The 26,526-nt window shown below is 68.9% G+C and carries 27 protein-coding genes; 7 read left to right on the top strand and 20 right to left on the bottom strand.

Annotated features, from left to right (window positions below; all coding sequences use genetic code 11):
* Nucleotides 1-67: 67 nt before the first annotated feature.
* The 14 genes from A5624_RS21985 to A5624_RS21920 all read right to left on the bottom strand — a co-directional run bounded on the left by A5624_RS21985 (nucleotide 68) and on the right by A5624_RS21920 (nucleotide 15,314).
* Nucleotides 68-1,372 (bottom strand): UDP-glucose/GDP-mannose dehydrogenase family protein, encoded by a 1,305-nt coding sequence (locus A5624_RS21985; protein ID WP_066871005.1) that lies wholly within the window; start codon nucleotides 1,370-1,372, stop codon nucleotides 68-70.
* A complete protein-coding gene (locus tag A5624_RS21980) occupies nucleotides 1,369-2,337 on the bottom strand; it encodes a glycosyltransferase family 9 protein (RefSeq protein ID WP_066871002.1) in 969 nt (322 codons plus the stop codon). The genes A5624_RS21985 and A5624_RS21980 overlap by 4 nt, the downstream gene beginning before the upstream one ends.
* Nucleotides 2,328-3,023, bottom strand: coding sequence for an SDR family oxidoreductase (locus A5624_RS21975; protein WP_066870999.1), 696 nt, complete (start codon nucleotides 3,021-3,023; stop codon nucleotides 2,328-2,330). Before A5624_RS21975 ends, A5624_RS21980 begins: the two co-directional genes overlap by 10 nt.
* 11 nt (nucleotides 3,024-3,034) lie before the next feature.
* Nucleotides 3,035-4,441, bottom strand: a complete 1,407-nt coding sequence (locus tag A5624_RS28735) for a PfkB family carbohydrate kinase (protein ID WP_232002303.1) — start codon at nucleotides 4,439-4,441, stop codon at nucleotides 3,035-3,037.
* Nucleotides 4,438-5,007, bottom strand: a complete 570-nt coding sequence (locus A5624_RS28730) for an SIS domain-containing protein (protein ID WP_066870992.1) — start codon at nucleotides 5,005-5,007, stop codon at nucleotides 4,438-4,440. Before A5624_RS28730 ends, A5624_RS28735 begins: the two co-directional genes overlap by 4 nt.
* On the bottom strand, nucleotides 5,004-6,017 hold the full coding sequence (locus A5624_RS28725) for a glycosyltransferase family 9 protein (RefSeq protein ID WP_082990629.1): 1,014 nt from the start codon (nucleotides 6,015-6,017) through the stop codon (nucleotides 5,004-5,006). Before A5624_RS28725 ends, A5624_RS28730 begins: the two co-directional genes overlap by 4 nt.
* A complete protein-coding gene (locus A5624_RS21955; RefSeq protein ID WP_066870989.1) occupies nucleotides 6,014-7,498 on the bottom strand; it encodes an HAD-IIIA family hydrolase in 1,485 nt (494 codons plus the stop codon). The genes A5624_RS28725 and A5624_RS21955 overlap by 4 nt, the downstream gene beginning before the upstream one ends.
* Entirely contained in the window at nucleotides 7,498-9,138 is a 1,641-nt protein-coding gene (locus tag A5624_RS21950; protein ID WP_066870986.1) for a carbamoyltransferase C-terminal domain-containing protein, read from the bottom strand. Before A5624_RS21950 ends, A5624_RS21955 begins: the two co-directional genes overlap by 1 nt.
* A gap of 9 nt (nucleotides 9,139-9,147) precedes the next feature.
* The gene (locus A5624_RS21945; protein ID WP_066870983.1) at nucleotides 9,148-10,203 is read right to left on the bottom strand and encodes a UDP-glucuronic acid decarboxylase family protein; all 1,056 of its coding nucleotides are present in this window, start codon (nucleotides 10,201-10,203) and stop codon (nucleotides 9,148-9,150) included.
* Nucleotides 10,204-10,207: 4 nt separating this feature from the next.
* Nucleotides 10,208-11,428 carry a glycosyltransferase gene (locus tag A5624_RS21940; protein WP_066870980.1) on the bottom strand — a complete coding sequence of 407 codons (1,221 nt, stop codon included), beginning with the start codon at nucleotides 11,426-11,428 and terminating at the stop codon, nucleotides 10,208-10,210.
* 16 nt (nucleotides 11,429-11,444) lie between these two features.
* On the bottom strand, nucleotides 11,445-12,413 hold the full coding sequence (locus A5624_RS21935; protein WP_066870978.1) for a glycosyltransferase: 969 nt from the start codon (nucleotides 12,411-12,413) through the stop codon (nucleotides 11,445-11,447).
* A gap of 268 nt (nucleotides 12,414-12,681) precedes the next feature.
* Nucleotides 12,682-13,734, bottom strand: a complete 1,053-nt coding sequence (locus tag A5624_RS21930; protein ID WP_066870974.1) for a DNA topoisomerase IB — start codon at nucleotides 13,732-13,734, stop codon at nucleotides 12,682-12,684.
* Nucleotides 13,735-13,863: 129 nt separating this feature from the next.
* Nucleotides 13,864-14,262, bottom strand: a complete 399-nt coding sequence (locus A5624_RS21925; RefSeq protein ID WP_066870971.1) for a heme-binding protein — start codon at nucleotides 14,260-14,262, stop codon at nucleotides 13,864-13,866.
* A 230-nt stretch (nucleotides 14,263-14,492) separates the two neighbouring features.
* Nucleotides 14,493-15,314, bottom strand: a complete 822-nt coding sequence (locus tag A5624_RS21920) for an SDR family oxidoreductase (RefSeq protein ID WP_066870968.1) — start codon at nucleotides 15,312-15,314, stop codon at nucleotides 14,493-14,495.
* Nucleotides 15,315-15,556: 242 nt separating this feature from the next.
* Between A5624_RS21920 and A5624_RS21915 the strand changes: the two genes are divergently transcribed.
* Complete coding sequence (locus A5624_RS21915; protein WP_066870966.1) at nucleotides 15,557-15,793, top strand: general stress protein CsbD; 237 nt, start codon at nucleotides 15,557-15,559, stop codon at nucleotides 15,791-15,793.
* Nucleotides 15,794-15,955: 162 nt separating this feature from the next.
* Complete coding sequence (locus tag A5624_RS21910; protein WP_066870962.1) at nucleotides 15,956-16,243, top strand: DUF3349 domain-containing protein; 288 nt, start codon at nucleotides 15,956-15,958, stop codon at nucleotides 16,241-16,243.
* A gap of 6 nt (nucleotides 16,244-16,249) precedes the next feature.
* Here A5624_RS21910 and A5624_RS21905 read toward each other — a convergent pair whose 3' ends face one another.
* The 4 genes from A5624_RS21905 to A5624_RS21890 are packed head-to-tail and all read right to left on the bottom strand — an operon-like array spanning nucleotide 16,250 to nucleotide 19,412.
* Nucleotides 16,250-17,014, bottom strand: a complete 765-nt coding sequence (locus tag A5624_RS21905) for an endonuclease/exonuclease/phosphatase family protein (protein ID WP_066870959.1) — start codon at nucleotides 17,012-17,014, stop codon at nucleotides 16,250-16,252.
* A 51-nt stretch (nucleotides 17,015-17,065) separates the two neighbouring features.
* On the bottom strand, nucleotides 17,066-17,839 hold the full coding sequence (locus tag A5624_RS21900) for a PIG-L deacetylase family protein (protein WP_066870957.1): 774 nt from the start codon (nucleotides 17,837-17,839) through the stop codon (nucleotides 17,066-17,068).
* Nucleotides 17,836-18,789, bottom strand: coding sequence for an acyl-CoA dehydrogenase (locus A5624_RS21895; protein WP_066870947.1), 954 nt, complete (start codon nucleotides 18,787-18,789; stop codon nucleotides 17,836-17,838). The genes A5624_RS21900 and A5624_RS21895 overlap by 4 nt, the downstream gene beginning before the upstream one ends.
* Nucleotides 18,786-19,412 (bottom strand): glycosyltransferase family 2 protein, encoded by a 627-nt coding sequence (locus A5624_RS21890; protein WP_156749120.1) that lies wholly within the window; start codon nucleotides 19,410-19,412, stop codon nucleotides 18,786-18,788. The genes A5624_RS21895 and A5624_RS21890 overlap by 4 nt, the downstream gene beginning before the upstream one ends.
* 134 nt (nucleotides 19,413-19,546) lie before the next feature.
* Here A5624_RS21890 and A5624_RS21885 point away from each other — a divergent pair, with 134 nt between their 5' ends.
* The gene (locus A5624_RS21885) at nucleotides 19,547-20,125 is read left to right on the top strand and encodes a nucleotidyltransferase (protein ID WP_066870941.1); all 579 of its coding nucleotides are present in this window, start codon (nucleotides 19,547-19,549) and stop codon (nucleotides 20,123-20,125) included.
* Here the strand turns inward: A5624_RS21885 and A5624_RS21880 are convergent.
* Nucleotides 20,119-20,376, bottom strand: a complete 258-nt coding sequence (locus A5624_RS21880; RefSeq protein ID WP_066870937.1) for a Rho termination factor — start codon at nucleotides 20,374-20,376, stop codon at nucleotides 20,119-20,121. The two genes, A5624_RS21885 and A5624_RS21880, sit on opposite strands and share 7 nt — an antisense overlap.
* Nucleotides 20,377-20,591: 215 nt before the next feature.
* Here A5624_RS21880 and A5624_RS21875 point away from each other — a divergent pair, with 215 nt between their 5' ends.
* The 3 genes from A5624_RS21875 to A5624_RS21865 are packed head-to-tail and all read left to right on the top strand — an operon-like array spanning nucleotide 20,592 to nucleotide 24,252.
* Entirely contained in the window at nucleotides 20,592-21,605 is a 1,014-nt protein-coding gene (locus tag A5624_RS21875) for a chemotaxis protein CheB (protein ID WP_066870934.1), read from the top strand.
* Nucleotides 21,602-22,360, top strand: coding sequence for an STAS domain-containing protein (locus A5624_RS21870; protein WP_066870930.1), 759 nt, complete (start codon nucleotides 21,602-21,604; stop codon nucleotides 22,358-22,360). Before A5624_RS21875 ends, A5624_RS21870 begins: the two co-directional genes overlap by 4 nt.
* A gap of 50 nt (nucleotides 22,361-22,410) precedes the next feature.
* The gene (locus A5624_RS21865; RefSeq protein ID WP_066870927.1) at nucleotides 22,411-24,252 is read left to right on the top strand and encodes a CheR family methyltransferase; all 1,842 of its coding nucleotides are present in this window, start codon (nucleotides 22,411-22,413) and stop codon (nucleotides 24,250-24,252) included.
* On the opposite strand, the gene A5624_RS21860 is transcribed toward A5624_RS21865, so the two are convergent.
* The gene (locus A5624_RS21860) at nucleotides 24,249-25,160 is read right to left on the bottom strand and encodes a chemotaxis protein CheB (protein WP_066870925.1); all 912 of its coding nucleotides are present in this window, start codon (nucleotides 25,158-25,160) and stop codon (nucleotides 24,249-24,251) included. The two genes, A5624_RS21865 and A5624_RS21860, sit on opposite strands and share 4 nt — an antisense overlap.
* Before the next feature lie 187 nt (nucleotides 25,161-25,347).
* Between A5624_RS21860 and A5624_RS21855 the strand changes: the two genes are divergently transcribed.
* The gene (locus tag A5624_RS21855) at nucleotides 25,348-26,514 is read left to right on the top strand and encodes a glycosyltransferase (RefSeq protein ID WP_066870922.1); all 1,167 of its coding nucleotides are present in this window, start codon (nucleotides 25,348-25,350) and stop codon (nucleotides 26,512-26,514) included.
* Nucleotides 26,515-26,526: the final 12 nt, after the last annotated feature.

Raw genomic sequence — 26,526 nt, 5'->3', positions numbered from 1 at the left:
AGCCAGTTTTCAGCTGACGAGTGTGCAACGGCGCCCGGCGGCGCGACCGGAACGGTCGGCGCCGGGATCAAAAGCCTTGTGGCACACCGTTTCCGAGGTAACCCAGGCCCGCTTCACGCACCGCGGCCGGATCCAGCGAGTTTCTGGCATCGATGACGACGGCCAGCGGCGCGTCCTGCGCGATGACCTGCCAGTCGAGCCCGCGGAATTGCGGCCATTCGGTCAGCACGACGATCGCGTCGGCGGCCTTGGCGGCGCGATAGGGGTCGTCGACCGCCGTCACCCCGCTTTGCTGCAAGACGGTGGGATCGATGTTGGGCAATTGCGGGTCAAAACCCACCACCTGGGCGCCGGCCGCAGTGAATTCTTCGCATGCGGCCAGCGCAGGCGAGTCGCGAGTGTCGCTCGTGGCGGCCTTGAACGTGAGGCCCAAAGCGGTGATCCGACAGCCCGACAACGGTCGGCCAAACGTTTGCCGCAGGGCGGTGACGATCCGTTGCGCCTGCCCGGTATTGGTGCGCCGGGCCGCTTCGACCTCCGCGAAGGAAACCTCGTGCCGGTGTGCGATGTGCACCAGCGCCGCGGTGTCCTTCGGCAGACACGAACCGCCCCAACCGGGGCCCGGGCGCAGGAACTCCGGCCCGATGCGCCGATCGGCGCCCATGCAGCAGGTCACGTCGTTGATGTCGGCGCCCACCCGCGCGGACAGTGCCGCCAGCGAATTCGCGTAGGACAGCTTGACCGCGAGGAAGGCGTTGCTGGCGTACTTGGCGAGCTCGGCACTCTCGGGGCTCATGCGCAGCACGCGGTGCGCGGTGAAACCGTACGACTGCTGTACCAGTTGGGCCGCCAGTTCATCGTCGGTGCCGATCACCAGTCGGTCCGGATGACTGAAATCGTCGACGGCGCGCCCCTCGCGGAGGAACTCCGGAGTGGAAACGACACGAATGCCCTTGTGGCAGAGCCGCCGCCCCATGAGGGAGGTGGTACCGACCGGCACGGTGGACTTCAACGCGACGATGGCCCCGCGCCGCAGCACACCGCTGAGGCCGTCGACCACCGATTCGACGGCGCCCAGGTCCGCGGCACCGTCGGCGGCGCTGGGGGTGGGGACGCAGACGAACACGACGTCCCGGTCGGCCAACGCGGCGAAGTCGGTGCTGAAACTCAGCGTGCCGCGCGCGAGTCCGTCGCTCAGCAATTCGGTCAGTCCGGGTTCATCGATGACCGAGACCCCGGTGGCGAGTTTGCGCACCCGGTGCGGGTCGGCGTCCACCGCAACGGTATTCAGTCCTTGCCCGGCCACACAGACCGCGGTGGTCAAACCGACGTAACCGACGCCCACCACACCGACGAGAGGCCTGCTGCTCATGCCGGCTCGCCCAGGACATCGTGGCTTGCGGACAGCACCCGGTCGACGGTGATCGACAGCAGGCCCTCGTCGGGCACCGCGCCGTGGGGGTCGCCGCTGCGGCCCGCCCACAGCGCGGCGTGCGGCGCGGGCCCGCGCGGGCCCCAACGACGGGGCGAGGTGGGGCCGAACAGCACCACCGACGCGGTTCCGGTCGCGGCGGCCAGGTGCGCCACACCGGTGTCACCGCAGATGACCAGCCGGCTGTCGCTGATCAACGCGGTCAGCGCGGGCAGGTCGAGCAGTCCGGACACGACGGCGGTGCGCGGCAACCGGGCGGCGCTGGCGACGGCGTGGGCCAGGTCGAATTCGCTCGGCGATCCGGTGACGACGATCTCGTAGCCCTCGTCGCGCAATGCGGCGGCCACCGCGGCGAACCGTTGCGGTGGCCACTGCCGCGCCGGCGCCGACGCGCCGGGATGGATCACGACCGCCCCGGTCTGGTCGCGGGGAAGCGGTGGGCGCGGTAGCAGCGTGTCGGTTAAATCGCAAGGGATTCCGGCCCATTCGAGCAACGCGCACCACCGGTGCGTCTCGTGCAGCTCGGCGCGCCAGCGCGGGCCCGCCACGCCGGGATGGCAATGGTGACAATGACTGATCACCGACTGCGGTTCCCAGGCCAGCAGGTGCTCGATGCTCTGCGGTCCGCGGCCATGCAGGTTGATCGCCAGCTCCGGCGGGCCGCCCAGCGGCTGGACGTCGCCCAGCTCGTTGGTGGGCAACAACTCGTCGATCGCGCCGGTGAGCATGGCCAGGTCGCGGTAGCGGTCGGGGGCGGCGAGCATCACCCGCGCCCCCGGATAGTGTCGCCGCAACCCACGCAGCGCCGGCACCGCCGTGAGCAGGTCGCCGAGCCCCAGGGCGCGCAGCACCACGATCCTGCCCGGCGCACCGGCGTCGAGAGTCGCTGCGCCCCTTAGGGCCACGACGACTCCGTCGAGGCGCAGACCACCATCTCACGCACCTCACAGCCGGCCGGTTGGGAAAGCGCGAAGAGCACGGACTGGGCGACGTCTTCGGGCTGATTGAGCTTGGCGTCCGCCGGCGGCTTGTACTGCTCGGGGCGCCCGTCGAAGAACGGGGTGTGCATGCCGCCGGGGATCAGTAACGTCACGCCCACCTGTCCGGCCAGCTCGGCCGCCAGCGCGCGAGTGAAACCGACGACCCCGAACTTCGACGCGCAGTATGCGGTGGCGTCGCTGACCGCCTTGATGCCCAGCGTGGAGGCGCAGGTGACGATGCGCCCCCGGGTGGCCTTCAGGTACGGCAGCGCGGCGCGGATGACCGCGGCCGTGCCGACCAGGTTGACGGCGATGACCTGCTCCCATTCCTTGGCGGGGACCTGCTCGAGCGTGCCGCAGGAGTCGATGCCGGCCGGGGTGAATACACCGGTGATGCGGCCGTTCACCTTGTCGGCCAGGGACTCGACGGCGGTCGCGACCGCACCGGTGTCGGCCAAATCGCAAGCGACATAGGGGACGTCGGCCGCCGGCGGTTTCTTGTCGATCACCAGCGGCAGGCCACCGCGGGCGGATACCGCGGCCACGGTGGCCGCACCCAATCCGGAGGAGCCACCGGAGATCAGCACACCTTGAAGCGATTGTTGGTTCATATCAACACCTTTCAGCTATGTTCGCGGCGCGACGTTGCCGCGGCGATCAATCGGGAAGACGAATAGCCCGCCACCGTGGGCAGGATCATCACCTCGCCGCCGTGGCGGTACACCACATCGGCTTCGGGCAGGTCGGCGGCCACATAGTCGCCGCCCTTGACCCAGATGTCGGGTCGCAGATCTTCCAGCATGCGCTCCGGGGTGGGGCCGTCGAAGATGGCCACCGCGTCGACACAGGCCAGCGCGGCCAGGACGCGGGCCCGATCCGCGTCACGCATCACCGGCCGCCCACTGCCTTTCAGCGCCCGCACCGACGCGTCCGAATTCACCAACACGATCAGCGCGTCGCCGAGTTCGCGGGCCTGCCGAAGCAGTCGGATGTGCCCGGTGTGCAACAAGTCGAAACAGCCGCCGGTGGCTACCAGCGTGCCCCCGCGACGGCGCAGCCGCGCCGCCAGCGCAACCGGGTCGACCGTGCTGGCGTCCTCGAGGCCCGCGGCGCCGGCCAGCACGTCAGATCCCTTGCTGGACACCGGTGTAGACACCGACGCAGCGCCACCGGCGCTGACGAACCGTGCCGCGTCGCCGACCGCGGCTCGCACTGCGGTGACCGCGTCGGCACCGTCACCGAGCGCCACCGCCGCGGCGACCGCGAACCGGTCGCCGGCCCCGCAGACGTCGGCCGCACCCGCCGCGGCGCCCTGCGGGACTCCGATGTGATGGACGCCCGCCTGTGGCAGGTAGACCCGAGCGCCCTGGGCTCCGCGAGTGATGCACACCGCGGCCGCACCCCACCTCTGCAGCAGCAGTTCTGGGCCGTCACCCGGCGATTCCCCACAGAACGCTTGCGCCTCTTCATGATTCGGCGTCACCAGCGCGCATCCGGGTATCGGCGGCGCGCCGCGCGGGTGCGGATCCCAGACGGTGGGTATCCGGCGCGCCGCTTCGGTCAACGCCGTCCGGATTGCCGGCAGCGCGCTCACGCCCGCGCCGTAGTCGGCGACGCAGATCGCCCGGGCGCCGGCCAGGGCGTCGGCGACCTCGGCGGCCACCGGCCGGTCGATCGGGGCGCCGTCACCGCGATCGACCCGAAGCATCGACTGACCGCGGGCCCGGATCCTGATCTTGCTCACCGTCGTCCCGCTCATCGGCAGTGCCAGCACCCGCACCCCCGAGGCGGCCAGCAGGTCGTGCAGCCTTCGTCCCGCGTCGTCGTCGGCGATGCCGGTGATCAACACCACGGCGGTCTCGGTGCGGGCCGCGAGCAGGGCCGCCAGCCCGGCCCCACCCGGCCGCTGTACGAGCCGTTCGGCATCGACCACCGGCACCGGGGCCTCGGGGCTGAGCCTGCTCGCCGAGCCCAAGATATCGATGTCCAGGATCGAATCACCGACGATGACAAGCGGTTTGGTGCTCACGATGCTTCCCGCCGCAATAGGACATCGTCGAGGGCCATGCATAACCCGTGAATCAGCATCAGGTGGACCTCCTGCACGGTCGCCGTGCTGCCGGCGTCCACGCAGATCGCCTCGTCGCATATGCCGGCCAGCTCGTTGGGTCCCCGGCCGGTCAACGCCCAGGTCACCATGCCTACGTCCTGCGCGGCTTTGGCCGCCGCTATCACGTTGCGGCTGGCGCCGCTGGTCGACAACGCGACCAGCACGTCGCCCGCCCGGCCGTGTGCGCGCACCCCGCGCGCGAACATCTCCTCGTCGCCGTAGTCGTTGGCGATCGCGGTCAACGCGGAGGTGTCCGCGTGTAAAGCGATGGCCGACATCGGGATCCGCTCCTCGTGAAAGCGCCCGACCAGTTCCGCGGTGAGGTGCTGGGCCTCGGCGGCGCTGCCGCCGTTCCCGCACGCCAGCAGGCGGCCCCCGCCGGGCAGCACCATCGCCAGCTGACGGCCCCAGCCGCGCAGCCGGGCCGCCTCGGCGCTGGTCCGCCGCACCGCGTCTTGCAGCGCATCGAAGTGCACCTCGATCATGGCTGTCCTCCTTTTACCGCGGCGATCAATTCCGCATCGGTGATGTGGTCCAGGCAGGGGTGCCCGGGTACCGGGCAGACCCGCGCGCGGCTGGCCCGGCACGGCGCGGACTGATCGCCGAGGACGCTGACGTGCGGCCCGTAGGGCCGCCATTGCGCGGCCGGCACCACGGGGGCGAACAGCGACACCACCGGGGTGTTCACCGCGGCGGCCAGGTGGGCCGGGCCGGTGTTGGGGGCGACGACCACCTGCGCCGCCGCGAACACCGCGGCGAGTTCCGCGAGGCTGGTACGACCGCCGAGATCGGCGGCCACATCCCGCGCTACCGATGCGGTCAGCGCGGCCTCGTCGGGGCCGCCCGTGACGACGACGCGGTGGCCGGCGTCGACGAGCGCGGCCACCATGGCCGCGCTGCGCCCCGCACTGGGCCGCCGGGCCGGCACGGCCGCGCCGGGGTGAAACACCACGAACGGCCCGGTCCCGATCTCGGTCGCCAGCCGCGGCGGCACCGGGTCCGTCGCCCGCACGCGCAGCCCGCCGTCGTCGCCCGCGGGCAGGGCGCAACCGGCCGCCCGCACCAGCGACAGCGCCCGCTCCGGCTCGGGGATTCCGTCGAGCACCTGATGCCGCAGGTTCAACAGCGCGCCGGGGTAGTCCACGCAGATGGCGCCCACCCAGGGCACCGCCGCCATGCGGCACAACAGGGCCAGCGGCAGCGGCGACTGATGAAACGACGTGAAGATGTACACCCGGTCGGGGGCCAGATCGCGCAGCTGCTTGATCAGCGCCTCGGCATGCGCGGCGGTCAACTCGGGCGCCTCGAAATCGACCCAGGGCGCCTGCCATTCGACGATCTCGTCGACACCGAGCAGCAGCTCGGCCGCGTCCCGGCCGCGCGGCCCGACCAGCATCGTCAGCCGGTCGTGGTGTGCGGCCACCGCGCGCACTGCGGGACCGGTGATCAGCACGTCACCGGCGCTGTCCAGGCGGGCCACCACGGCGGTGCTCATTGGCACTCCGAAAGCACCAGGGACACTGCGTCATTCAGCGTCGCGGCCACGCGCGCGTGCTGGCGCGCGTGCTCGACCTCGCCGGGCAGGGTGCGGTCGGTAGGAACCAGCACCGCCCGGGCGCCGGCGGCCAGGGCGGCCCGGACGTCGCCGCCGGTGTCGCCGATCATCACGCAGCGCTGGGGCGGCACGGCCAGGGCCTCGGCCGCCGCCAACACCATGCCCGGCCGCGGCTTGCGGCATCCGCAGCCGTCGGTTGCGTCGTGGACGCACACCTGCCAGGAGTCGAACGGGCCGAGCACGTCGTCCACCCGGTCGTTGACGCTGCTGAGCTGTTCGGCGCTGATCAGTCCGCGCGCCACCCCGGACTGATTGGTCACCACGGCCAGCAGCAGGCCGCGCCGGCGCAGCCGAGCCAGCGCCCGGGCGGCGTCGCGGGTGGGGCGCACCCCCGCCGGATCGTTGAGGTAGGGCTTGTCGACGATCAGGGTGTCGTCGCGGTCGAGGAGCACCGCGAGCGGCGGATCGCGCCGCGCCCGGCGAAACGTCCATTCCCCGGCCAACCGGTGGGCCACCGCGACCGGGGGGATGATCGCGCTGCTCAGCGAAAGCCGCAGCGCCTCAACACCACTGCGTGGTCCGCTCAGCCAGCGCCGGGCGGTGAACTCCACCGTCAACAGCAGCCACAGGGTGGCGGCGCGGCGGGCCGCGCGGCGGCGGCGCACCAGCGCGGCGCCCAGGGCCAGCGCGCCGGTCAGGGTGGTGGCCGAGTGCGCCGGCAGCCGGCCCGCCCCTTCGCCGATCTGGTCGCGCCAGGACCGTCCGTACTTGCGGCGCAGCAAGGCGTTGTCTCGGTTACCGATCTGCGCCCGCACGCTCGAGCGCCAGGTCGCCGGCGCGACGGGGTGAGTCGAGCGACGTTCGCCGCGTAGAATCGTCCCGCCCGCCAGCACAATCCGCAGCGCCAGGTCGGAATCCTCGCGGTAGGCGCGCGGAAACCGCTCGTCGAATCCGCCGACCGCCACCAGCGCGTCGCGGCGATACGCCATGTCGGCGGTGATCCATCGCGCCGTCGACAACCGCGCGGTCCGGCGCTCGTCGTCGGTGGGGCGGCGGTGCGTCGGGACCTCGAGCACCGCCTGCGACCCGACCGCACCGGCGGCGTCCGCGGCCTTCAGGTCGATGCACAACGCCGACTCCCAATCCGGATCCGGCACCACGTCATCGTCCAGGAAACACACCCAGCGGGTGGTGGCCGCACGCCATCCCACGTTGCGGGCGGCCGCCGGCCCGCGTCCGCCGCTGCGCAGCACCCGCACTCCCAAGTCGTCTCCCAACGCCAAATCGCGGGGCGGTCCCGGCCGGTCGTCGACCACCACGACCTTCGGCGGCACCGGCCCCGCACCGCGCTTCAGCGCAGTCAGCAAGCGCCGCAGCGAATCCCGACCGATGGTGGGGATCACGAGCGTGTACTCGGGCATCACAGGTACCGCCTGACCAGGTAGGGGCCGAGGGCCAGCACGTCGATCGGTGAACTGCCGAACACCTCGAGCGCGTCGCGCGGTGTGTCCACCATGGGTCGCCCGGCGGTGTTGAAGCTGGTGTTGACCACCACCGGAACTCCGGTGTGTTCGGCGAAGTGGCTGATCGTCGCGTGCAGTAGCGGGTGTTCGGCCTTATCGACGGTCTGGATTCGCGCGGTGCCGTCGACGTGGGTGACCGCGGGGATGCGGCCCCGCCAGTTTTCGGCGACGTCGTGGACGAACAGCATGTACGGGCTGGGAAGCGGCCCGCGAGTGAAGATCTCGGCCGCCCGCTCGGCCAGCACCATGGGCGCGACGGGCCGGAACTGTTCGCGTCCCTTGACGGCGTTGAGGCGCTCCAGGTTGGCGGGGTGGCGCGGATCGGCGAGCAACGAGCGCCCGCCGAGGGCCCGCGGCCCGAATTCCGCGCGGCCCTGGAACCATCCGATCAACTGGTTCTTGGCCAGTGCGTCACCGACCGCGGTCGCCACGTCGTCCGGGCGTTCATAGCGAACGGCGGCGTCGTCGAGCGCGGCCCTCATCCGTTCCTCGGACCAGCCGCGACCCAGCTGTGCGGTGGGCATCGGAGTGATCGGCTCGTGAAACGATGCGGCCAGGCTCAATGCGGCCCCCAGCGCGGTACCCGCGTCGCCGGCCGCCGGTTGCACCCACACCCGCCCGAAACCGCCCTCGGCGTAAATGCGGCTGTTGGCAACGCAATTCAGCGCCACACCGCCGGCCAGGCACAGCGCGTCACCGTCGGTACGCGCGCGCAGCCAGCGCACGAGATCAAGCAGCACCTCCTCGATGACCAGCTGCACGCTGCACGCCAGATCGGCGTGCACCGGGTCCAGGTCCGTCGTATCCGCCCGGCGCCGCGGCGCCAGGCGCTCCCAGTCGATCGGTTCGGTGCGGAAACCGCCGTCATCGCAGGCGTATACCCGGTCGCGAAGCTGGTCGGCGAAGCATGGCCGGCCGTAGGACGCCATGGCCATCACCTTGTACTCATCGCTGGATCGCACGAAACCCAGGTGCTCGGTGAGGCTTTCGTACAGCAACCCCAGCGAGTGCGGCAGCTGTTGGGCGGCCAGCACGTCGAGCTTCTGGTCGCGATAGGCACCGGCCAGCATCGAGGTGCGTTCCCCGCGCCCGTCGACCACCAACACGGCGGTATCGGGATGCGGGGAGGCCAGCGCCGTCGACGCGGCGTGGGCGACATGATGGCGGACGTGTTGCACAACAGCGGGATTGAGGCCGGGCAGCGCGGTCTTGAGAAACCCGGGTGCGCGCTCGGCGTACAGGGTGCGCAGGTATTCCCAATCCTTGTCGAGTCCGGCGGGGTCGACCGGCTCGTCGTACATCAGCGCCGGGTCGTAGGAGTAGCCGATGGCATCGATCTCTTCGGCGGCGACGCCGGCGTGCTCGAGACACCACCGGATGGCCGCGACGGGAAGCTCCCAGGTGGCGAACGGGACGGCCTGCTTACCGTGCTTGCGCCGGGAAAAGCGTTCCTCTTCGGCGGCCGCCACCACCTGGCCGTCGATCACCAGGGCGGCGGCGGGGTCGTGAAATACCGCGTTGACACCGAGAATTCGCACTGCTTCCTCCTACCGGGTGCGTCGATCAGCGGCCGGGACGAGCTCCTCACCGGATTCCTCGGAAGCGTCGGCCGTGGCGCGGAACCAGTCCACGGTGGTCTTCAACCCGGTGCGATAGTCGACGGTCGGTTGCCAGTCCAGGCGCTCGCGGGCGAGCGTGATGTCGGGGCATCGCCGTTGGGGATCATCGGTGGCCGGCGGGGTGAACAGGATCGTCGACGTGCTGCCGGCGAGGTCGCGGATCAGTTCGGCGGCCGCCAGGACGGTGAGCTCGTCGGGGTTGCCGATGTTGACCGGTCCGCCGAAGTCGCTGTGCGCCAGCGCAAGTAACCCAGCGATGGTGTCGTCGACGTAGCACAGCGATCGTGTTTGCAGGCCGGTGCCCGAAACGGTCAACGGGTCACCGCGCAGCGCCTGGAAGCAGAACGTCGGAACCATCCGTCCGTCGCCGGCGCGCATGCCCGGCCCGTAGGTGTTGAAGATGCGTGCCACCCCGACATCAACGCGGCCCAGGCGGCGGTGGGCGAACGCGAGCGCTTCGGCGTACCGCTTGGCTTCGTCGTAGACGCTGCGCGGTCCTACCGGATTGACGTTGCCCCAATATGATTCGTGTTGGGGGTGCACCTCGGGGTCGCCGTACACCTCGCTGGTGGAGGTCAACACGAACCTGGCGCCGCCACGCTCGGCGATGTCCAGCGCCGTCGCGGTGCCCGCCGATCCGGCGCGCAGCGTCTCGATGGGCCGGCGCTGGTAGTCGACCGGGGAAGCCGCCGAGGCCAAATGGAAAACCACGTCGAAAGAACTGCCGATCTCCTCGACCAGGCCGGGGTCGCAGACGTCGTGCTGCACGAACCGGTACCCGGGATGGCGCGCCAGCCGGTGATCGGTTGTGCTGGTGGACAGGTCGTCCACGCTGACCACCTCGACACCGGCGGCAAGGAGCCGATCGCACAGGTGCGCGCCGAGGAATCCGGCACCGCCGGTGACCAGAGCGCGGGAGAGCGGACGTACCCGGCTCTGGTACCGGTGGTCCCGGCGGTGAATGCGGGAAGGTGATTGAGCCACAGGATCACCCGGAACGTGTGCTCGGTGTGCTCATGTCGCGCCGGGCGGGTGACACCTTCTCGTAGATGCGTTCGGTGTCGGCGGCCACCCGGTCCCAGGTGTAGCGCGCCCGGGCGCGTTCGCGCCCGGCCTTGCCCAGCGCCCGTCCGCGGCGGCCATCGCAAATCAGGGTGGCCAGGGCGTCGCCGAGCGCATCGGGATCCCTGGGTGGCACCAGCCGGCCGGTGCCGCCGTCGACGACGGTGTCGCGGATCCCGCCCACCGCGGTGGCCACCACCGGGATGCCACACGCCATGGCTTCCAAGGGCACAATGCCGAACGGCTCGTACCAGGGTGTGCATGCCACCACATCGGCGGAGCGCAGCAGCGCCGGCATCTCGGCGCGGGCGACCCCGCCGAACAGGCGCACCCGGTCGGCCACCCCGAGGTCGATCGCCAGCTGCAGCAGGTGTTGTGCGTGCGAGTCCTCGGGCAGCTCGGTGACGTGCGGGCCACCCACGATCACCAATTCGGCATCCGGGATGAGCGGCATGGCCCGGATCAATGTCTCAAAGCCCTTGCGCGGCACCAGCCGTCCCACCGACACGACGCGGGGCCGGTGCCCTCGGGCGGCCACCGGACCGGGTGGGGTGAAAGCGTCGATGTCAACCCCGCACGGCACCACGGAGGTCCGGGATCGCGCCCGGCCCATCCGAACCAGCTCGAAAACCTCGTCGGTGCTGGTGGCGGCGACCCAGGTGGCTTCGCGTGCGATCCGGCCCTCCACGGCGATTCGGCAACCCGGGCTGGTGTCGTCGGTGCCCTGGTGCAGTTTCTTGGTCAGGCCCAGCGCGTGGAACGTCTGCACGGTGGGTATCGAGTGCGCCCGCGCGGCGCGCTGGGCGGCCACTCCCGACATCCAGAAGTGCGCGTGTGCCACGTCGGGCGCATCCGTCAGCCACCGGCTCTCCAGGAAGTGGGCGAAGCCGTACATGTATTGCAGCAACTGGTCTTTGGGCACTACCCGGGCCGGGCCGGCCGGGACGTGCACCACGCAATAGCCGTCCGGAGTCTCGACGGACTCGGCAAGCTCGGGATCGTCGCGGCGGGTGTACACCACGACGTCGTGGCCACGCCGTGCCAGCGCGGAGGACAGCTCGGCGACGTGGACGTTCTGTCCGCCGGCATCCACGCCGCCCAGATGCGCCAGCGGGCTGGCATGCTCGGAGATCATCGCGATCCTCATGCGGGCTCCTTCCTCCTCAGTTGCACTGTTCCTCGATCAGTTGGTCCCACTCGGCGAGGAAACGGTCGAGTCCGAAACGGGCAGTGGCGAATTCGCGTGCGGCCTTACCGGAGGCCGCGGCGGTTGCCTGGTCGTCGAGGTAATCTCGCAGCCCTTCGCCCAGCGTCACCGGGTCCGGGCTGACAACGCCTGCCTCGGAGGGGACGACGAAAGGCGCCATCGTCGAGCCGACGGCGACGATAGGCATCCCCAGCAGCATCGCCTCGATCAGGGACAGCCCGAGCGAGGTCCAGCGGGCGGTATGCAGGTACACCCGGCGGCGGGCGATCTGGCGCCACAGCTGCGGCGCGGCGACGTCGCCGCGGCCGGTGACCGCACCACGATTGACGCAGATCCCCTCGGTGCCCATGCCCCACACGTCGATCTGGGCATACTTCGACAGCGGCTCCAACAGGTCGGCGCCGACCACACGACCGCGCCGCGCCGGCTCGTTGATCATGGTGGCGGCCCGCGGCACGTCGCCGGTGTACAACTGGCCGGGATCAGCAACGCCGTGATCGATGACCCGAGTCGGCGCGCGACCGCTGTCCCACATCAACCGGTTGAACGCGGTGACGTGCACGAGGGGGATGTCGTGGCGCTCGGCGAGGGGATGGCGGGTTTGGGCTGCGTGTTCGCGGGGCGCGTTGTGCTCGACATAGACCGCCGGCAGGTCGAGGCCGGGGCGCCGACCCGCCCAGCGGGCGACGAGTTCTTCCTCGTGCGGGCGTTGCAGCACCACCAGGTCGATGTCTTCGGCCGCCAGGTCCTCGAGCGGGATTTCCTGCGCGTTGGGCCACGATCGTCCGGCCAGCCCGATGCCGTCCTGACCGCGATCGGCGGCCACCGGAACCAAATAGCGGTGCCCGCCCGCGACGAAGGCCTGCGCCCACGATCCGTGCACGTGCCACACCAGAACGCGCTTTGCTCGGCCGGGATCCAACATGGCGAGCCAGATACCCTAGGACTTCTCCGATAAACAGCGTTTCGGCCGCTGATTTCGAACGCGGCCGGGCCGTCATGGGCCTCCGCGAGCACGTCTATCGGTGCGGCACAATGTGTTTGGTGGAGAAGTGGTCGCCATGCCCGGTGGCGCCTAGATCGCGCCTACTGTCCATGATGCGAACTCCCATGGACACCGGACGAACACCGTCGGACGGAGAACCGGTTTGCCCGCGCGCACCGTCTGGGTCGGCGGCGGCCGCGTTCTTTGCTCAGGCGCTCTTGGGCAGCGACGATCCCGACGCGCTGTTGCCCTTGGCGACTCGCCGGATCAGCATGCGGGTCGCCTTGTCCAGGATTTCCTGCGCCACATCGGGCTTTCGGGCGCGTTCGGCACGGCGCGCCGCCGCGGCGATGGTCAGTCCTTGCTCGTAACCGGTGACGACCCGGGGGTCGACGTAGGAACCGCGCGCCACGGCCGGGGTGTTGCCCAACTCCTGGGCCACCTCTTTCATCACCGCGGATTCGACGCGCTTGGCGACCCGCTGTGAGACCGCCGGGTCGGCATCGGCGAACGCCGTGGCCGCGAGCACCGTTCCATGCCACGTCCGCAAATCTTTGACGGTGTACTCGTCGCCCACCAATTCCTTGAAGCGGGCGTTCAGGTCGTCGGCACGCACATCAAGCCACCCGGATGCGTTGCGGCACGCCAGCAATCGCTCGGTGCGCTCGGGCCGGCGCATCAGGGCGCGCACCGCTCGAACCACTTCGGGGTCCTCGATTTCCACGGTGCGCCGGACCCCGCTCTTGGCCGGGAAATCGAACTCGACGGCGTTGCGCCGAACCACCACATGCTCACACAACAGGGTGGACAGGCCGTAGGACTCGTGCTCCTCGGCGTACTGTTCGCCACCGGCGCGGAAGTAGCCGCGATCCAGCAGCCGCAGCGCGAGCGCCAGGACCCGCTTGCGGGTCAAGCCCTGTCGCGTCAGATCCTTGGCTATCTCGGCGCGCCATACCGGCAACCGGGTGGACAGTTCCAGCACGCGGTCGAACTTTTCCTCGGCACGCTCCTGCTGCCAGGCGGTGTGGTACAGGTACTGCCGGCGACCGGCCGCGTCGACGCCGACGGCCTGGATGTGGCCATTGGCGTATGGCGAAATCCACACCTTCTTCCATGCCGGCGGAATGACCAGATCCTTGATGCGCTGCAAGGTTTCCGGGTCGGAGACCGGCTTGCCATCCGGTTGGTAATACGCAAAGCCTTTGCCGCGACGCTTGCGCGCGATTCCCGGCTTGCTCAGCACGCTACGGCGCAACCGCATTGTCGTCCTCCAGTTCTGGTCGCTGACTGCACAATTACCCGCCGGAGAAGTCGTTCACACGGCCAAGAAGCGCGGCCGGAATGGAAACGACCCGCCACAGCGTCGTGGCGGGTCGTCTCGGGACTGCGGTCAGCCGGCCATGAATTCTTGGTAAGCCGACTCGAGGTACGGCGGCAGGGCGGTGACATTGCACTGCCGTTCGGTGTCGCCGATCGGTGCCAGGATGCCGCGCAGGTCGTTGTATTCCTGCGGGTGGCCGGTGAAGTAGCTGCGCAAGCTCGACTCGGCCTGGGGCCGCGGCTGCCCGTAGGCCGCCGTCACCACCTGGTTGGCGCCCGGATGCGCCGCCAGATACTGCTCGGCCGAGCCCTGCACCGCTGACACGGTGTTGTTCACCCCGCCGGGGCTGCAGTCGGGTGCTGCGGCCGCCGACGGTGCGCCGACGATGCCCATGGCCATTCCCCCGAGCAGGCAACCGGCACTGATTCCGGCCACTTTCCGGCGCGCGACAATGCTGCTGATTTTCATGATTGTGATGTCCTTCGAAAGCGAAGTAATTTTCTCTGAAGAGAGGCTCCCGATCCTCGAAATCCAAAGTAGCGGAATCGAACAGTGCGGGCTTTCGCCGACAACGAACGCAGGCGGCCGTCGTGGCCCCTTTAGGGGTCGTTTGCTAAGCGAACGATCAAATGATCCGAGGATTTTTGAGAAACGGGCCCGGTTCTTAAGGAATTGTCAGCGGGATCGTGATGCAATCGTTACCTGAAGCTCGGGCCGATGCCAGGGCGGGAGCCGTCGCCGTCCGCCGGGTGATGTCCGTCGGTGCTGGGCGGCGCGAGGGTGTGCAACCAGGTGTCGACGTCGGGGCCGACGACCACCGCGCGATCGCCAGCCAGTAGCGCTCCGGCGCCCAGCGCGGCAACGGCGGGCTCTACCACGCGGACCTGTCGGGGATCACCTTGCTGCGTAAGCAGTTTCGATGTCAGCTCCGGTAACCGGATGGGGTCGGGCCCGGTGATGGTGCGCGGCGTGTGCGTCTGCCCCAGGGCCGCCTCGACCAGCACGTCGGCGACGGTATCGGCCGCGATGGGCTGAATCAGCCAGTCCTCGACGACCACCTCGGTGTCGTCACAGCTCACCGCGTCGTGATTGGTGGCGAACTCATACCAATGGGTCGACTTGACGATGGTGGTCGGCACCGGGCCGTCGAGCAGGAAGTCCTTCGCCTGCCGTTTGGCCTCGTAGTAGGCGAAGCCGTCGAACACCGGGTCTTCGATTCCGGCGATCGTCGACACCACCAGACGCTGCACGTCCTGCGTCGCGCACGCGCCAACGAGGTTATGGGAAGCGGCCGCGAGGGTCTGGCCGATGTCGGATCGCCCGTCGGGTGGAAGCGGGTTGGACACATCAATGGCGACGTCGACTCCGTTGAGCGCCTGCGACAGCTCCGCTGCGTTGAACAGATCGACGCCGTGGCCGCGCGAAATCTCGACCACTGCGACGTCGCGCGCCCTCAACCGCGCGACAACGCGCGTGCCCGCCGTGCCGGTCGCCCCGATCACTGCGATCGTCGTCGTCACTACGGCTCACCCCCCGGGCGTTCGTCGTCCGACAGTACCCAGTAGTACCCGGCTCAAACCGGTCAGTTCGGCGAAGCCGGACGTGAGCTTCGTGCACAGATACCGGTGGAGTGATCGGCCGCACACGCGGCCGCGCGTGTCCGGGCGCAACGTGTTACCGGGCGTTTGATGCCCCGCGCGGCGGGAACGCCCTAGATGCCGTCGAGCGCAAGTCCACCAACCACCGAGAAGGAGGTCGACGCATGGGAGACCAGAACAGCGGACCGGAGGAAGCAGTCAAGGGCACCGTCGAAGGCGTCAAGGGCAAGGCCAAGGAGGTCGGCGGCGCGATACTTGGCCGCGACGACCTGTCCGAAGAGGGCCAGGCCCAGCAGGACAAGGCGGACGCCCAACGCGATGCGGGCAAGAAGGAAGCCGAAGCCGAGTCGGCGCGGGCCGGCGCGGACGCTGCCGAAGAGCGCCAGAAGAAGAACCAGTAGGCCACCCCGCAAGGGGCCCGGTCCGATCGTCGGGCCGGGCCCCTTGCGCGCGCCCAGGCTATGCCGGCGATCGCCATTCGACTGGTTTCAAGCCGTCCCGCCGGGCTATTCCCCGGCTTGAGCCGCTTTTGGCGGGTGGCGTGCGGACGAGCGGGGTGGCGGATGAGCCTGGGACAGCGGGTATCGAGCATGATCGCGTTTCTGCGTGCGGGCCGCCCCAGGGGCGCGCCCGACGTCGGCTACGCGCCGCTGTTGGCGTTGCTGCCACGGCGCGTGACCGACGACGAAGTCACCGCGATCGCCCGCAAGCTGCTCACGCCCAGGCGCCTCGGGATCGACCACGCAGATGTCGGGGTGGCCATCATCGGGGTCACCGACGCGATGCCCAGCACGGCCGACGTCGAGCGTGTGCTGGTGGCGATGAGATCGGCTGGCGCTCAAGAAGACTGAACGGGTTCAGTCCCGGTGCAGGTCCACCACCAGCGGACGGTGGTCGGAAATGGTCATCAGGTCCGCCTCGACGGCGCCGCCGCGCAGCCGGGGATCGTCGGTCAGGATGTGGTCGAGCTGGCGGTGGGGACTGTCCGCGGGAAACGTCTGCGCCGCGGCCAGCGCCCGCATGCCGGACCAGCGGCGCACCGTTTTGGGGGTCATGTTCAAGTCGCCGGTCAACAGCCGCGGGCCCGGGAAGCCGCGCAGGTCGTCGATCACCCTGCGCAACTGGCGCCGATTCCACCCTGGAACGAACGACAGGTGCGTGTTGGCCACCGTCAGCCGGCCCATCGGGGTGCGCAACTGCGCGATGACCGCCGCCCGTGGCTCCTCGTCCACGACCATCACCCGGTTGGGACCGGGCAGGTACATGGGGAACCGCATGGGAATCCGCGGTAACCGCAGCACCTGCCAACTGGCCACCGGGTAGCGAGACAACAGCGCGATCCCATAGGCCGCGGTACCCGGCTGTTCGCGGCCGGTGGCGGCCATCCAGGTCGCCCCCGGTGTGCCGGAAATGGCCGCCACGAACCGGTGTTCGACCGCTCCCATGGCTTCGGCCGCCGCGGCGGTCAGGTCGGCGCGCTCGGACCGCGGCTGATCACAGTCGACCTCTTGCAGGCTCAGCACGTCGGGATCGAGGCGGCGCACGCACTCACGCAGCCGGTCAACCACCACGCGATCACCGACGGTGCGACCGTGCAGGATGTTGAAAGTCGCCACGCGCATAGGCCTTCAACTACCCACTTTCGCGGTCATGCAGTCACCGGGGCGACGCGGTCACCGGAATACGACTTCGCCCACCGTGAGCAGTCGCGAAAGCACGAAGCCCGGCAGTATGGGCGCTGATTCGCCTGCGCTGAAAGCGAATTGGCTGCGATAGCATTGCGCGGCGCGACGTTTGCGCTCCATCGCCCAGCCGGGCGTGCGCACCGAGTGGGCCCGGTCCCAGGGCACCGCCGTGTCGGCCGGAATCGCCCAGTGCCACATCCAGATCGGATATTCCAGCAGCGTGGCTCCGGTGCGCTCACACGCGGTCGCGGCCGCGCGCCCCACGGCTTCGTGATCGGGATGGCCGTCACCGCGCCAGGTGGCCGCACACCAGGTCGCGGGGCCGGCCGCTTGGAGGACCTCGGTCAGCGTCTCGGTGAGCTTGTCCTCGTGGTCTGTCAGCTCGCCGTCGGGCAAACCCAGCAACATCGGGGGAGGGACGTTCAAAAGGTTTGTTGCCCTGCGTGATTCGTATCGAAGGATGGTTTCCATGCGAAGACGCTCCGAGGCCGACGCTCCAGGGCGTGCGGCGCCGCCGTCGCTGGCGCAGACCACGTGAATTCGCGCCCCCGCCGCGGCCAGCTGGGTGATCATGGCACCCAAGCCCAGGGTTTCGTCATCGGGGTGCGGGGCCACCACGACCAGGTTCTTGCACTCCGTCAGATCCAGCGCCGGCAGGGGCCGCTCCTGAAACTCGGCCAGCCACAACGGCGCTGGAGTGCCGCTGTGCGTCAGCGGCTTGGCCGCAAACCTGGCGCAGTTGCCCGCCGGCAGGGTTTTCATGGGTCCCTCGTCGCCTGCTGGCCCGCCAGATGCCCGAGCTCGGCGAGGTCTCGCTCCGCGTGGCTTTGGCGGATGTAGATGCTCAGATCGGCGACCCGCTGCGCGTGCCGCCCATCCTGACACAGGGGGCCCGGGCCCAGCGCCCGCCCGGTGCGGGTGATGGCTTCGTCGACCGCGTGTTCCACCACCGTGCGCACCCTGCGGGCCAACAGCTGCGCGGTGCCGGCCCGGTCGAACGGGTCGTCGTCGATCTGGCTCGCCGCTGCGGTCAGAATCGCGTCACCGGCGGCGAGCGCGGCGTCCACGGCGCCCAGATGCGCCAGCGAATAAGCGTCGGCGGATTGGCTTGCGGCGCAACGGTACAGCGGGTCGGCGACCCGGCGCGCGCCGCCCAGCCAACAGGCGGCGACACCGATGGCGCCATGCCAGAAGCCGGGGCGGTCCAGGTAGGCCCCGGGGTCGCCCACGGCGACGGCCTGGGCATTGGTGAACTGAACCGGCCTGGTGTCACTGCCCGCCATACCGGCGTTCCACCACGTGCTCGGCAACGCTTTGACGGTCGGGTCGGTGGCGGTGACCGCGAACAGGCCGCGGGTGCCATCCGCCAGTCGCGCAGTCACCAGTGCGTGGGTGCAGAACCCCGCACCCGCGCACCACACCTTGGTGCCACTCAGGGTGAAGGCGCCGTCGACGTCGGTGGCCGTCAGCACGGCGTCGGGGGCTTCGGCCGCCCACACGCCCCACAGCTGACCCGGTTCGGGTGGCTTGCCGCCCAGCTCGTGAAGTATCGCCACCGCGTCGACGTGGGCTTCGGCGATCCTGGCCGCCACGATGTTCTCCTCGGCGAGGCGCGCCAGGCGTTGCCAGCGTTCGGCGGTGCGACCGGAGGCGGGAAGGGGTAACTCGAGTCGTCCGGACTCCAGCCAGTGCTCAACCAACCCCGCCGTCACGCGCAATCACCCGCCGCCGATCTCCCCAACGGCCTGAGGTGGGCGAATCCGTGCAGGGCCCGAGCCTCGGTCCGCGCCGGTGTGATCACAGACAGTTCGGTGTGTCGATGAATGCGGTGGCCCGCGGCTTCGAACCGCTCGACCAAGTCGGTCTTCTCACCGGTCGGCAGGGTACGAAAGCCACCGACATGCCAATACGCCCGCGCGTCGAAGCCCATGTCGCCGCCGACCAACTCGTGGTGGCTTTCCCGGTGTCCGGCGCCGGCCTCGTAGTACCGCACGACGCCCACGACCATCTCCGCGCCGGACTTCAGCTGATGGGTCAGCCAGCGCGGGTCGACTCGACCGTCGGCGTCGGTGGTGGCAAACCAGCAGTTGGCATCGTCGCTGAACAGGGAGCGCGCATAACCGAACCCGACGGCTCGGGCCGTGCCGGGATTGTGCACGTCTACCTTGAGGAAATGCACATCGGGGCCGTAGTCGCCGGCCAGTTCGTCGCTGCCGTCATCACAACCGTCGAGCACCACCACGATCTGCACCGGGATCGGCGCACACAGGGCGGCAGTCAGTACCGCGCGCAGACACGCAGGCAGCTTTGCTCGTTCGTTGTGGACGGGGATCACGACGGCTGCACCGTCATATGCGCATGGCACGGCGGTTGACATAACCCCAAGATTTCCCGATTAGCCGCAAGTTAAACGGCTTCAGCGACCGCCCCAGGTTGCCTCGCCCGTTCGCCGGGTATGACCTAAACACCATGGCCGCCACCGACACCCACACCGACGGATCCGCCTGCGCCACGCCGTTGCGAGATGCGCTGCGGGGCGCCGCCTCGGCGCTCAAGGAGAAGGGGCCACCCTTCGCCTTGGCCGGCAGTTATGCGCTATGGGCTTACGGCGCACCGGAACCCAGTCACGACGTGGACCTGGTGGTGAGCGAGACCGACGTGGACGCCGCCGTCACCGCTTTGGCCGACGCCGGATTCGCCATCGAACGCCCGCCGGAGGACTGGTTGTTCAAGGCCCGCACCGCTGGCGTACTCGTGGATATCCTGCATCGCATCAATGGCGTGCCCGTGGACGCCGACACGCTGAACAGGGCCGAACAACGCGACGTGCTGGCGATCCGCATGCCGGTGTTGCCTCCCACCATGGTGCTGGTCCAACAGCTGCGCTCGCTGGGCGAGCACCACTGCGACTTCGCCAAATTGCTGCCCGCGGTCCGCGCGGTGCGCGAACGTCTGGACTGGGAAGCCATTCGGGCGCAGACCGTCGACAACGACTACGCGGTCGCGTTTCTGGTACTGGTCGACCGACTCGGCCTGACGGGTCAGTGATTCCGCAGCTTGGCGACCAGTTTGTCCTTGCTCAGGCTCGAATAGCCGGACATGCCAAGCTCTTTGGCGCGCTTCTTGAGCTCCGGCACGGTCCAGTCCTGGTAAGACCCCGACTTGCCGCCCTTGCGGGAGACCTTCGACTTGCCCTGGCCGGCGGCGGCGTTCGAGATGCGCGCGGCCTTCTCCTTGGAGTCGCCCTTCTTGCGCAAGTCCTGATACATCTTTTCGTTCTTGATCGAGGAACGCGGCATGATTCATCCTCCTGTCCACAGACATCTTCGTCAGTAGTGCCCGCCTCGGCCGGTTCAAAAACCTGCGCAGGCCGGCACCGGGTCCGTGCGCCGTTCCCAGCAGCGGTGCCGCGCCAGGGCGGCGGCGAAGTCCTCGACGAACCGGTCGGGCAGCTCGTCGGCGGCCGCTATTCAGCGGCCGGCCGATTACCTACCATCGATAGGGGTAGTCGAAAGTGGTGGTTCAGACGGCTGAGGTCGGCGCCCTGCAAGGCGTGGTGGCGATCGGCGCATCGGCCGGCGGCGTGGAAGCGCTGTCCAACCTCGCCGCCGGCCTCTCGCCGGACGTGCCGTACGCGTATCTGATGGTGCTTCATGTGCCCGCGGGTGCGCCCAGCATCCTCGCCCGCATCATCGACCGCAGCGGTCCGCTGCCGGCGGTAGCTGCCCAAGACGGCGCAGCGCTGGAGCCCGGCCGCATCTACGTCGGTGTGCCGGACCGCCATCTGCTGGTCGCCGATCATCGCGTGCTGCTGACCCAGGGGCCGACCGAGAACGGCCACCGCCCGGCGATCAATGCCTTGTTTCGCTCGGTGGCATTGAACTTCGGGCCCCGCGCGATCGGCGTGTTGCTCTCCGGCGTGCTCGACGACGGCGTGCTGGGACTGGGCGCCATCCGTTCGCGCGGCGGAACCACCATCGGCCAGTCACCCGAGGACGCGTTGTTCCCGGCGATGCCGACCAACGCCGTTGATGCCGGCGTGGTGGATCGGCAGTCGCCGGCGGCCGGCATCGGCGCGGTCCTCAAAGAGCTGTCGCACCGAGAGATAGAGGATTCCGACATGGAGCGCGACTCCGCGATGGAGCTCGAGAACCGCATCGCCATGATGTCGCGGTTCGCGACCGATTTGGATACCGAGAAACTGGGATCACCGTCGGGCTACACCTGCCCCGACTGCAATGGCTCGCTGGTTTCCGTCAGCGAGGGCAATTTCCGCTGCCAGGTGGGCCACGCGTGGACGGCCGAGGCCCTGCTGGGCGCGCGGGACACCGAACTCGAGGGGGCGATGTGGATCGCGGTGCGCAGCCTGCAGGAAAAGGCCAGGCTGGCCCGGGGCATGGCCGCCAAAGCTGGAACCGAGCTGCTCGTGCGGCGCTACACGGCGATTGCGGAGGAGACCGAGCGCGCGCTGACCCTGCTCAGCGACCGGCTCTCGACCACCGCCCAGCAAGAGGGTGAAGCTGGATGACCGGCGACCGACCGACTGTCCGGATCGAGCGGGAGACGTCTCAAGACCTGCCGATCCTGACCGTGGCGGGGGTACTCGACAGCTCGACCTATCGGACCATCCGTGACGCGGTCATCAAGGCCGCGATCGACGAACCCCGCGCGGTGATTGTCGACATCAACGGCCTGCATGCGCCATCGGCCTCCGCGTGGACGGTGTTCACCAGCGCTCGCTGGCACGTCAGCGTCTGGCCCGATGTGCCGATCCTGCTGGTTGCTTCCGCCCCGCAGGTGCGGCGCGCGATGAGCTCGGCCGGGGTGACCCGGTATGTGCCGATACATGCCACCCGCGAGATCGCCCTGGACGCCGTGGCGAGTCAGTCCCTGCGGGTGCGACGCCGGGCCCGCGCCAGCCTGGCACGAAACATCAGCAGCCTCGAGGTTGCGCGCAGTGTGATCGGCGAATGGCTCACCCAGTGGGACATCGGCGAGGTGATCCCGGTCGCTGCCACGCTGGCCACCGTCTTCGTCGAAAACGTTCTCGACCACACGCGGAGTGCACCGGTGTTGATCGTCGAGAGCTACCAAGACACCGTCACGGTCGCCGTGGAGGACAACAGTTCTCGCCTGCCCGGGCGGCACGAAGACGCCGCCCTCGGCGCCGACATCGTCTCTGGGCTGGCCATCGTCGCCGCGTTGTGCCGGGCGTGGGGCGCGACCCCGACGTCGTCGGGCAAAACCGTGTGGGCTTTGATCGGTCAGGAAAACCAGTTCTGACCGCGAGTAGTGTTCATGTCCTTCGGTAAATCGTTATCGACGGGACGTGCATGGAATCCACGACTGACGAGGCTTTCGAAGCCCTGTTGCGGTATATGCGGGATTCGCGCGGATTCGACTTCACCGGCTACAAGCGCACCTCACTGATGCGGCGCGTCCGGCACCGGATGGACCAGGCGGGCTACGCCGCGTTCGACGACTACCTCGATTTCCTGCAGGCCAGTTCCGATGAATTCACCGCGCTGTTCAACACCATCCTGATCAACGTCACTTCGTTCTTCCGTGACCCCGATGCGTGGGAGTTCATCAGCGCCGAGGTCATACCGCGGTTGCTGGCCGAGCGCGGCCCCGCCGATCCGATTCGGGTGTGGAGTGCCGGCTGCGCCTCGGGGCAGGAGGCCTATACGCTGGCCATGCTCTTCGCCGAGGCATTAGGACCGGACGGGTTCCGGGAACGGGTCAAGATCTACGCCACCGATGTCGACGAGGACGCGCTCAGCGAGGCGCGGGCCGCCTCCTACGACGCCAAGGCGGTCGAATCCGTACCGCCGGATCTGTTGGGGCGCTATTTCGAACAGCTCAACGGCCGCTACGCTTTTCACAAGGACCTGCGGCGCGCGGTGATCTTCGGCCGCAACGACTTGGTCAAGGACGCGCCGATCTCGCGCGTGGATCTGCTGGTGTGCCGCAACAGCCTGATGTATCTCAACGCGGAGACGCAACGAAACGTGTTGGGCCGTCTGCATTTCGCCCTCTCCCCGCAGGGCACGCTGTTTCTCGGGCACGCCGAGATGTTGCTCAGCCACGGAGAAAGATTCACTCCGGTGAACCTCAAACACCGGATCTTTCGCAAGGTGGCCGGAACTCACGGCGGAGTGGATCGCTACGATCCCAATGCGGCGTTCTACGAGCGCAACGTGGACCTGCCGGGGTTGACGACGGTGCGCGACTTGGCATTTCGCGCCAGTCCGGTGGCCCAGATCGTGGTCACCGGCGAGGACACCGTCGCCATGATCAACCAGCAGGCCGAGACCATCTTCGGGCTCTCGGCCCGCGACATCGGCCGGCTGCTGCGCGATCTCGAGGTGTCCTACCGTCCGGTGGAGCTTCGTGCATATCTGGAGCAGGCCAAGGTGGAGCGGCGCTCGGCGCGGATCCAGGACGTCAAGTGGCAGCGGCCGGGTGCCGAAACGGTGTGGTTCGAGATCCACGTCAACCCCCTCGTCGACGCCGAGAACGGCTTGCTCGGGGTGTCGATCGTGTTCTTCGACGTCACCGCGACGCGCGCGCTGCTGGACAAGGTCGTCCAAACCAATCGGCAACTCGAGGCGGCTTACGAAGAGCTGCAATCCACTAACGAGGAACTCGAGACCACCAACGAGGAATTGCAATCCACGGTCGAGGAACTCGAGACCACCAACGAGGAACTGCAGTCGACCAACGAAGAACTCGAGACCATGAACGAGGAGCTGCAGTCCACCAACGACGAACTGCACACCATCAACGAGATGTTGCGCGAGCGCAGCCTGGAATTGGACGAAGCCAAGCATTTCCAGGATTCGCTGATCGACTCGGTTCGGATGGGCATGGTGGTGGTCGACCGGGAAATGAAGGTGATCCTGTGGAACCGCGGCTGTGAGGAGCTCTGGGGGCTGCGGGCCGACGAAGCGACGGGGTCAAGGCTGACCAACCTGGACATCGGCCTGCCGCTTGATGCCGTGCGGCCCTTGATCGGCAACGCTTTTGTCGACCCGGAGAGCCCCGGTCACGTGGTGGTGGACGCCGTCAACCGGCGTGGCCGTCCGGCCACGGTGCGCATCACGTGCACGTCGTTCCGCTCCAGCGAGGGGACGGTTGGCGGGGCGCTGCTGCTGATGGAGGTTGTCGGTTAGTTACCCGTGATCTGGTGGTGCGACAACCGATTCGGCCACCGGACGGATGCTTCCTCGGCGGCCTGATGAGCTAGTTGCGCGCGGGACCGTGATTCCTGGGCCCTGCGTCGAGCCAAGGCAACCGTCTCCTGCGTGGCGCCCAATCCCACCGTTAGCTCCCGCCGCCTGCGTTGCAGTTCTGCCGCCCGCCGTCGGGCGAGCTCGCCCCGGGCCGCCGCAGTGTTGCTGCCAAACTTCGGGGGTAAGCCGTCGAGAACGCCGTAGGTGGTGGCAATGGCCGCGCCGACGTCCATAGCCTGGGGTGCCGGTGATTTCCGCTGTTGGGGTAGCGGTGCCCCACCGACGATGCCGACCAAGACCTGCCCGATTTCGTCGATGTCCAACACCAGGTCGGCGCCGGCGCGCGCGGCGGCTAGCGGCATCGACGGGTACTGCGCCGTCGCCGGACTTTCGGCGATGACGATGGCACCGGCATCCTTCATCGCGACGGTGCCCGCCGCCCCGTCGTGTCCCGACCCCGACAGCACCACGGCAACGCTCCTCGGTCCGTACGAACTGGCCATGGACGTCAGCAGCACGTCCGACCCCTGGGTCCCGTGGTTGACCCCGCTGTGCAGCCGGAAGTGGGCATCGACGGTGACTTCCAACAGCATTCCCGGCGGGCAGACCGCCACCTGTCCCGGTGTGAGGGCCTGTCCCTGGCGCGCCCAGCCGACCGGACAATCCGTCAGTCGGCCCAGGATGGTGGGCAGGACGCTGGTGTGGCCCCCCAGGTGTTGTTGCACGACGACGGCGGCCGGAAAGTCCGGGGGCAGATCGCGCAAGACCGTCGACAGGGCTTCCAGGCCACCCGCCGACGCCAGCAGCGCCACCAGCTCAACGGCGGTGCCGTGCCCGTGAGTCTGCATCCCTCAAGTCTCCACCTTGCCGACCCACGCCGCAGTCCCGGGCGATCCCGGTTTAGCGCTTACCTCTAGTCCACGTGGCGAACCTCGGGCCTGCAGGCGAAGAGGCCGTCGCAGCCGTTTCGCGATTTCCGCGCAGGGTATGCCATCTGGTGTTGGCAGAAGGACGGTGGCGCGGAGGGAATAGCAGTTGAGGGTGGCAATTGTCAGTGGCGACGACGTCGTCGGGGAGGACCCGGAGCAGCTATGCGCCGCGCTGGCGGCCCAGGGCCACAACGCCACTATCTGCCTGCGACGAGCCAGCCGGCGTTCCGCGCAAGTGGCCGCCGAGGCCAATTACCACCGCATCTCGGTTCCCGTCGGTCCCCGCAAGGCGGCATCACCGGTTGACGTGCTGCCCGATGTGGGGGAGTGGGCGGCCACTTTGGACCGAATCTGGTCGACCGAGCCTCCAGACGTCGTGCACGCCTACGGCTGGCTGGGCGGCTTGGCCGCCCAGCTGGCCGCGCGCCGTCGACACATCCCGACCGTGCAGACCTTTTTGGGGTTGGCCGCGACATCGCGTGGCCACGCCGGGGCGGAACGGAACGAACGGGAGCGCGTGGAACCGCTCCTGGCGCGCAGCGCTACCTGGGTGACGGGTGAGAGCAGCGTCGACGCCGATGCGCTGACCCGACTGCGTCACCGCCGGGCCAGGGTGTCCACTTTGACGTGCGGTGTTGACGCCGAGCGCTACAGTCCGACTGGTCCGGCAGTATCGCGTAACGGGCTGCAACGTATCCTGCTGGTGGCGCCAAATCCGTTGTGGTGCAATGGTCTCGATATCGCAATCCGTGCGCTGCCCAAGGTGCGCGGCGCCGAATTGCTGATCGTCGAAAATGACGCCAATAGCAGCGGCCACGACGATGCACGTGCGCAGCTGCAACGTCTCGCGTCGGAGCTGGGTGTGGACGACCGGGTGCGCTTCGCCGGCCGGGTCGCCGATGCCGAACTGCCCAAGTTCATCCGGTCCGCCGACATGGTGGCATGCACGCCCCGTCAACCGCCCCGGGCCACCGCCGTGTTGCAGGCCATGTCCAGCGGGGTGGCGGTGGTCGCGGCCAGCGTGGGTGTGCTGGCCGACGTCGTGCTCGACGACATCACCGGTCTGGTGGTGCCGCCGGAGAATCCCGTCGCGTTGGCCGCGGCGGCGAGAAGGCTTCTCGGCCAGCGCTTTCAGTCTAAGAGCATGGGTTCGTCGGGCCGTAGCCGCGCCGTATCGCGGTTCGCGTGGCCGCGAATTGCGCTCGACACACTGAATATTTACGAAACCGTCGGGCCGCAGGACCGGATCGCTGCACCATCGACGGCGCGATGAGGCAATGATGCG

Source organism: Mycobacterium sp. 1482292.6, assembly GCF_001672995.1.
In the GTDB taxonomy this organism is placed as follows: domain Bacteria; phylum Actinomycetota; class Actinomycetes; order Mycobacteriales; family Mycobacteriaceae; genus Mycobacterium; species Mycobacterium europaeum_A.
This window is presented reverse-complemented; position numbering and strand designations above follow the sequence as displayed.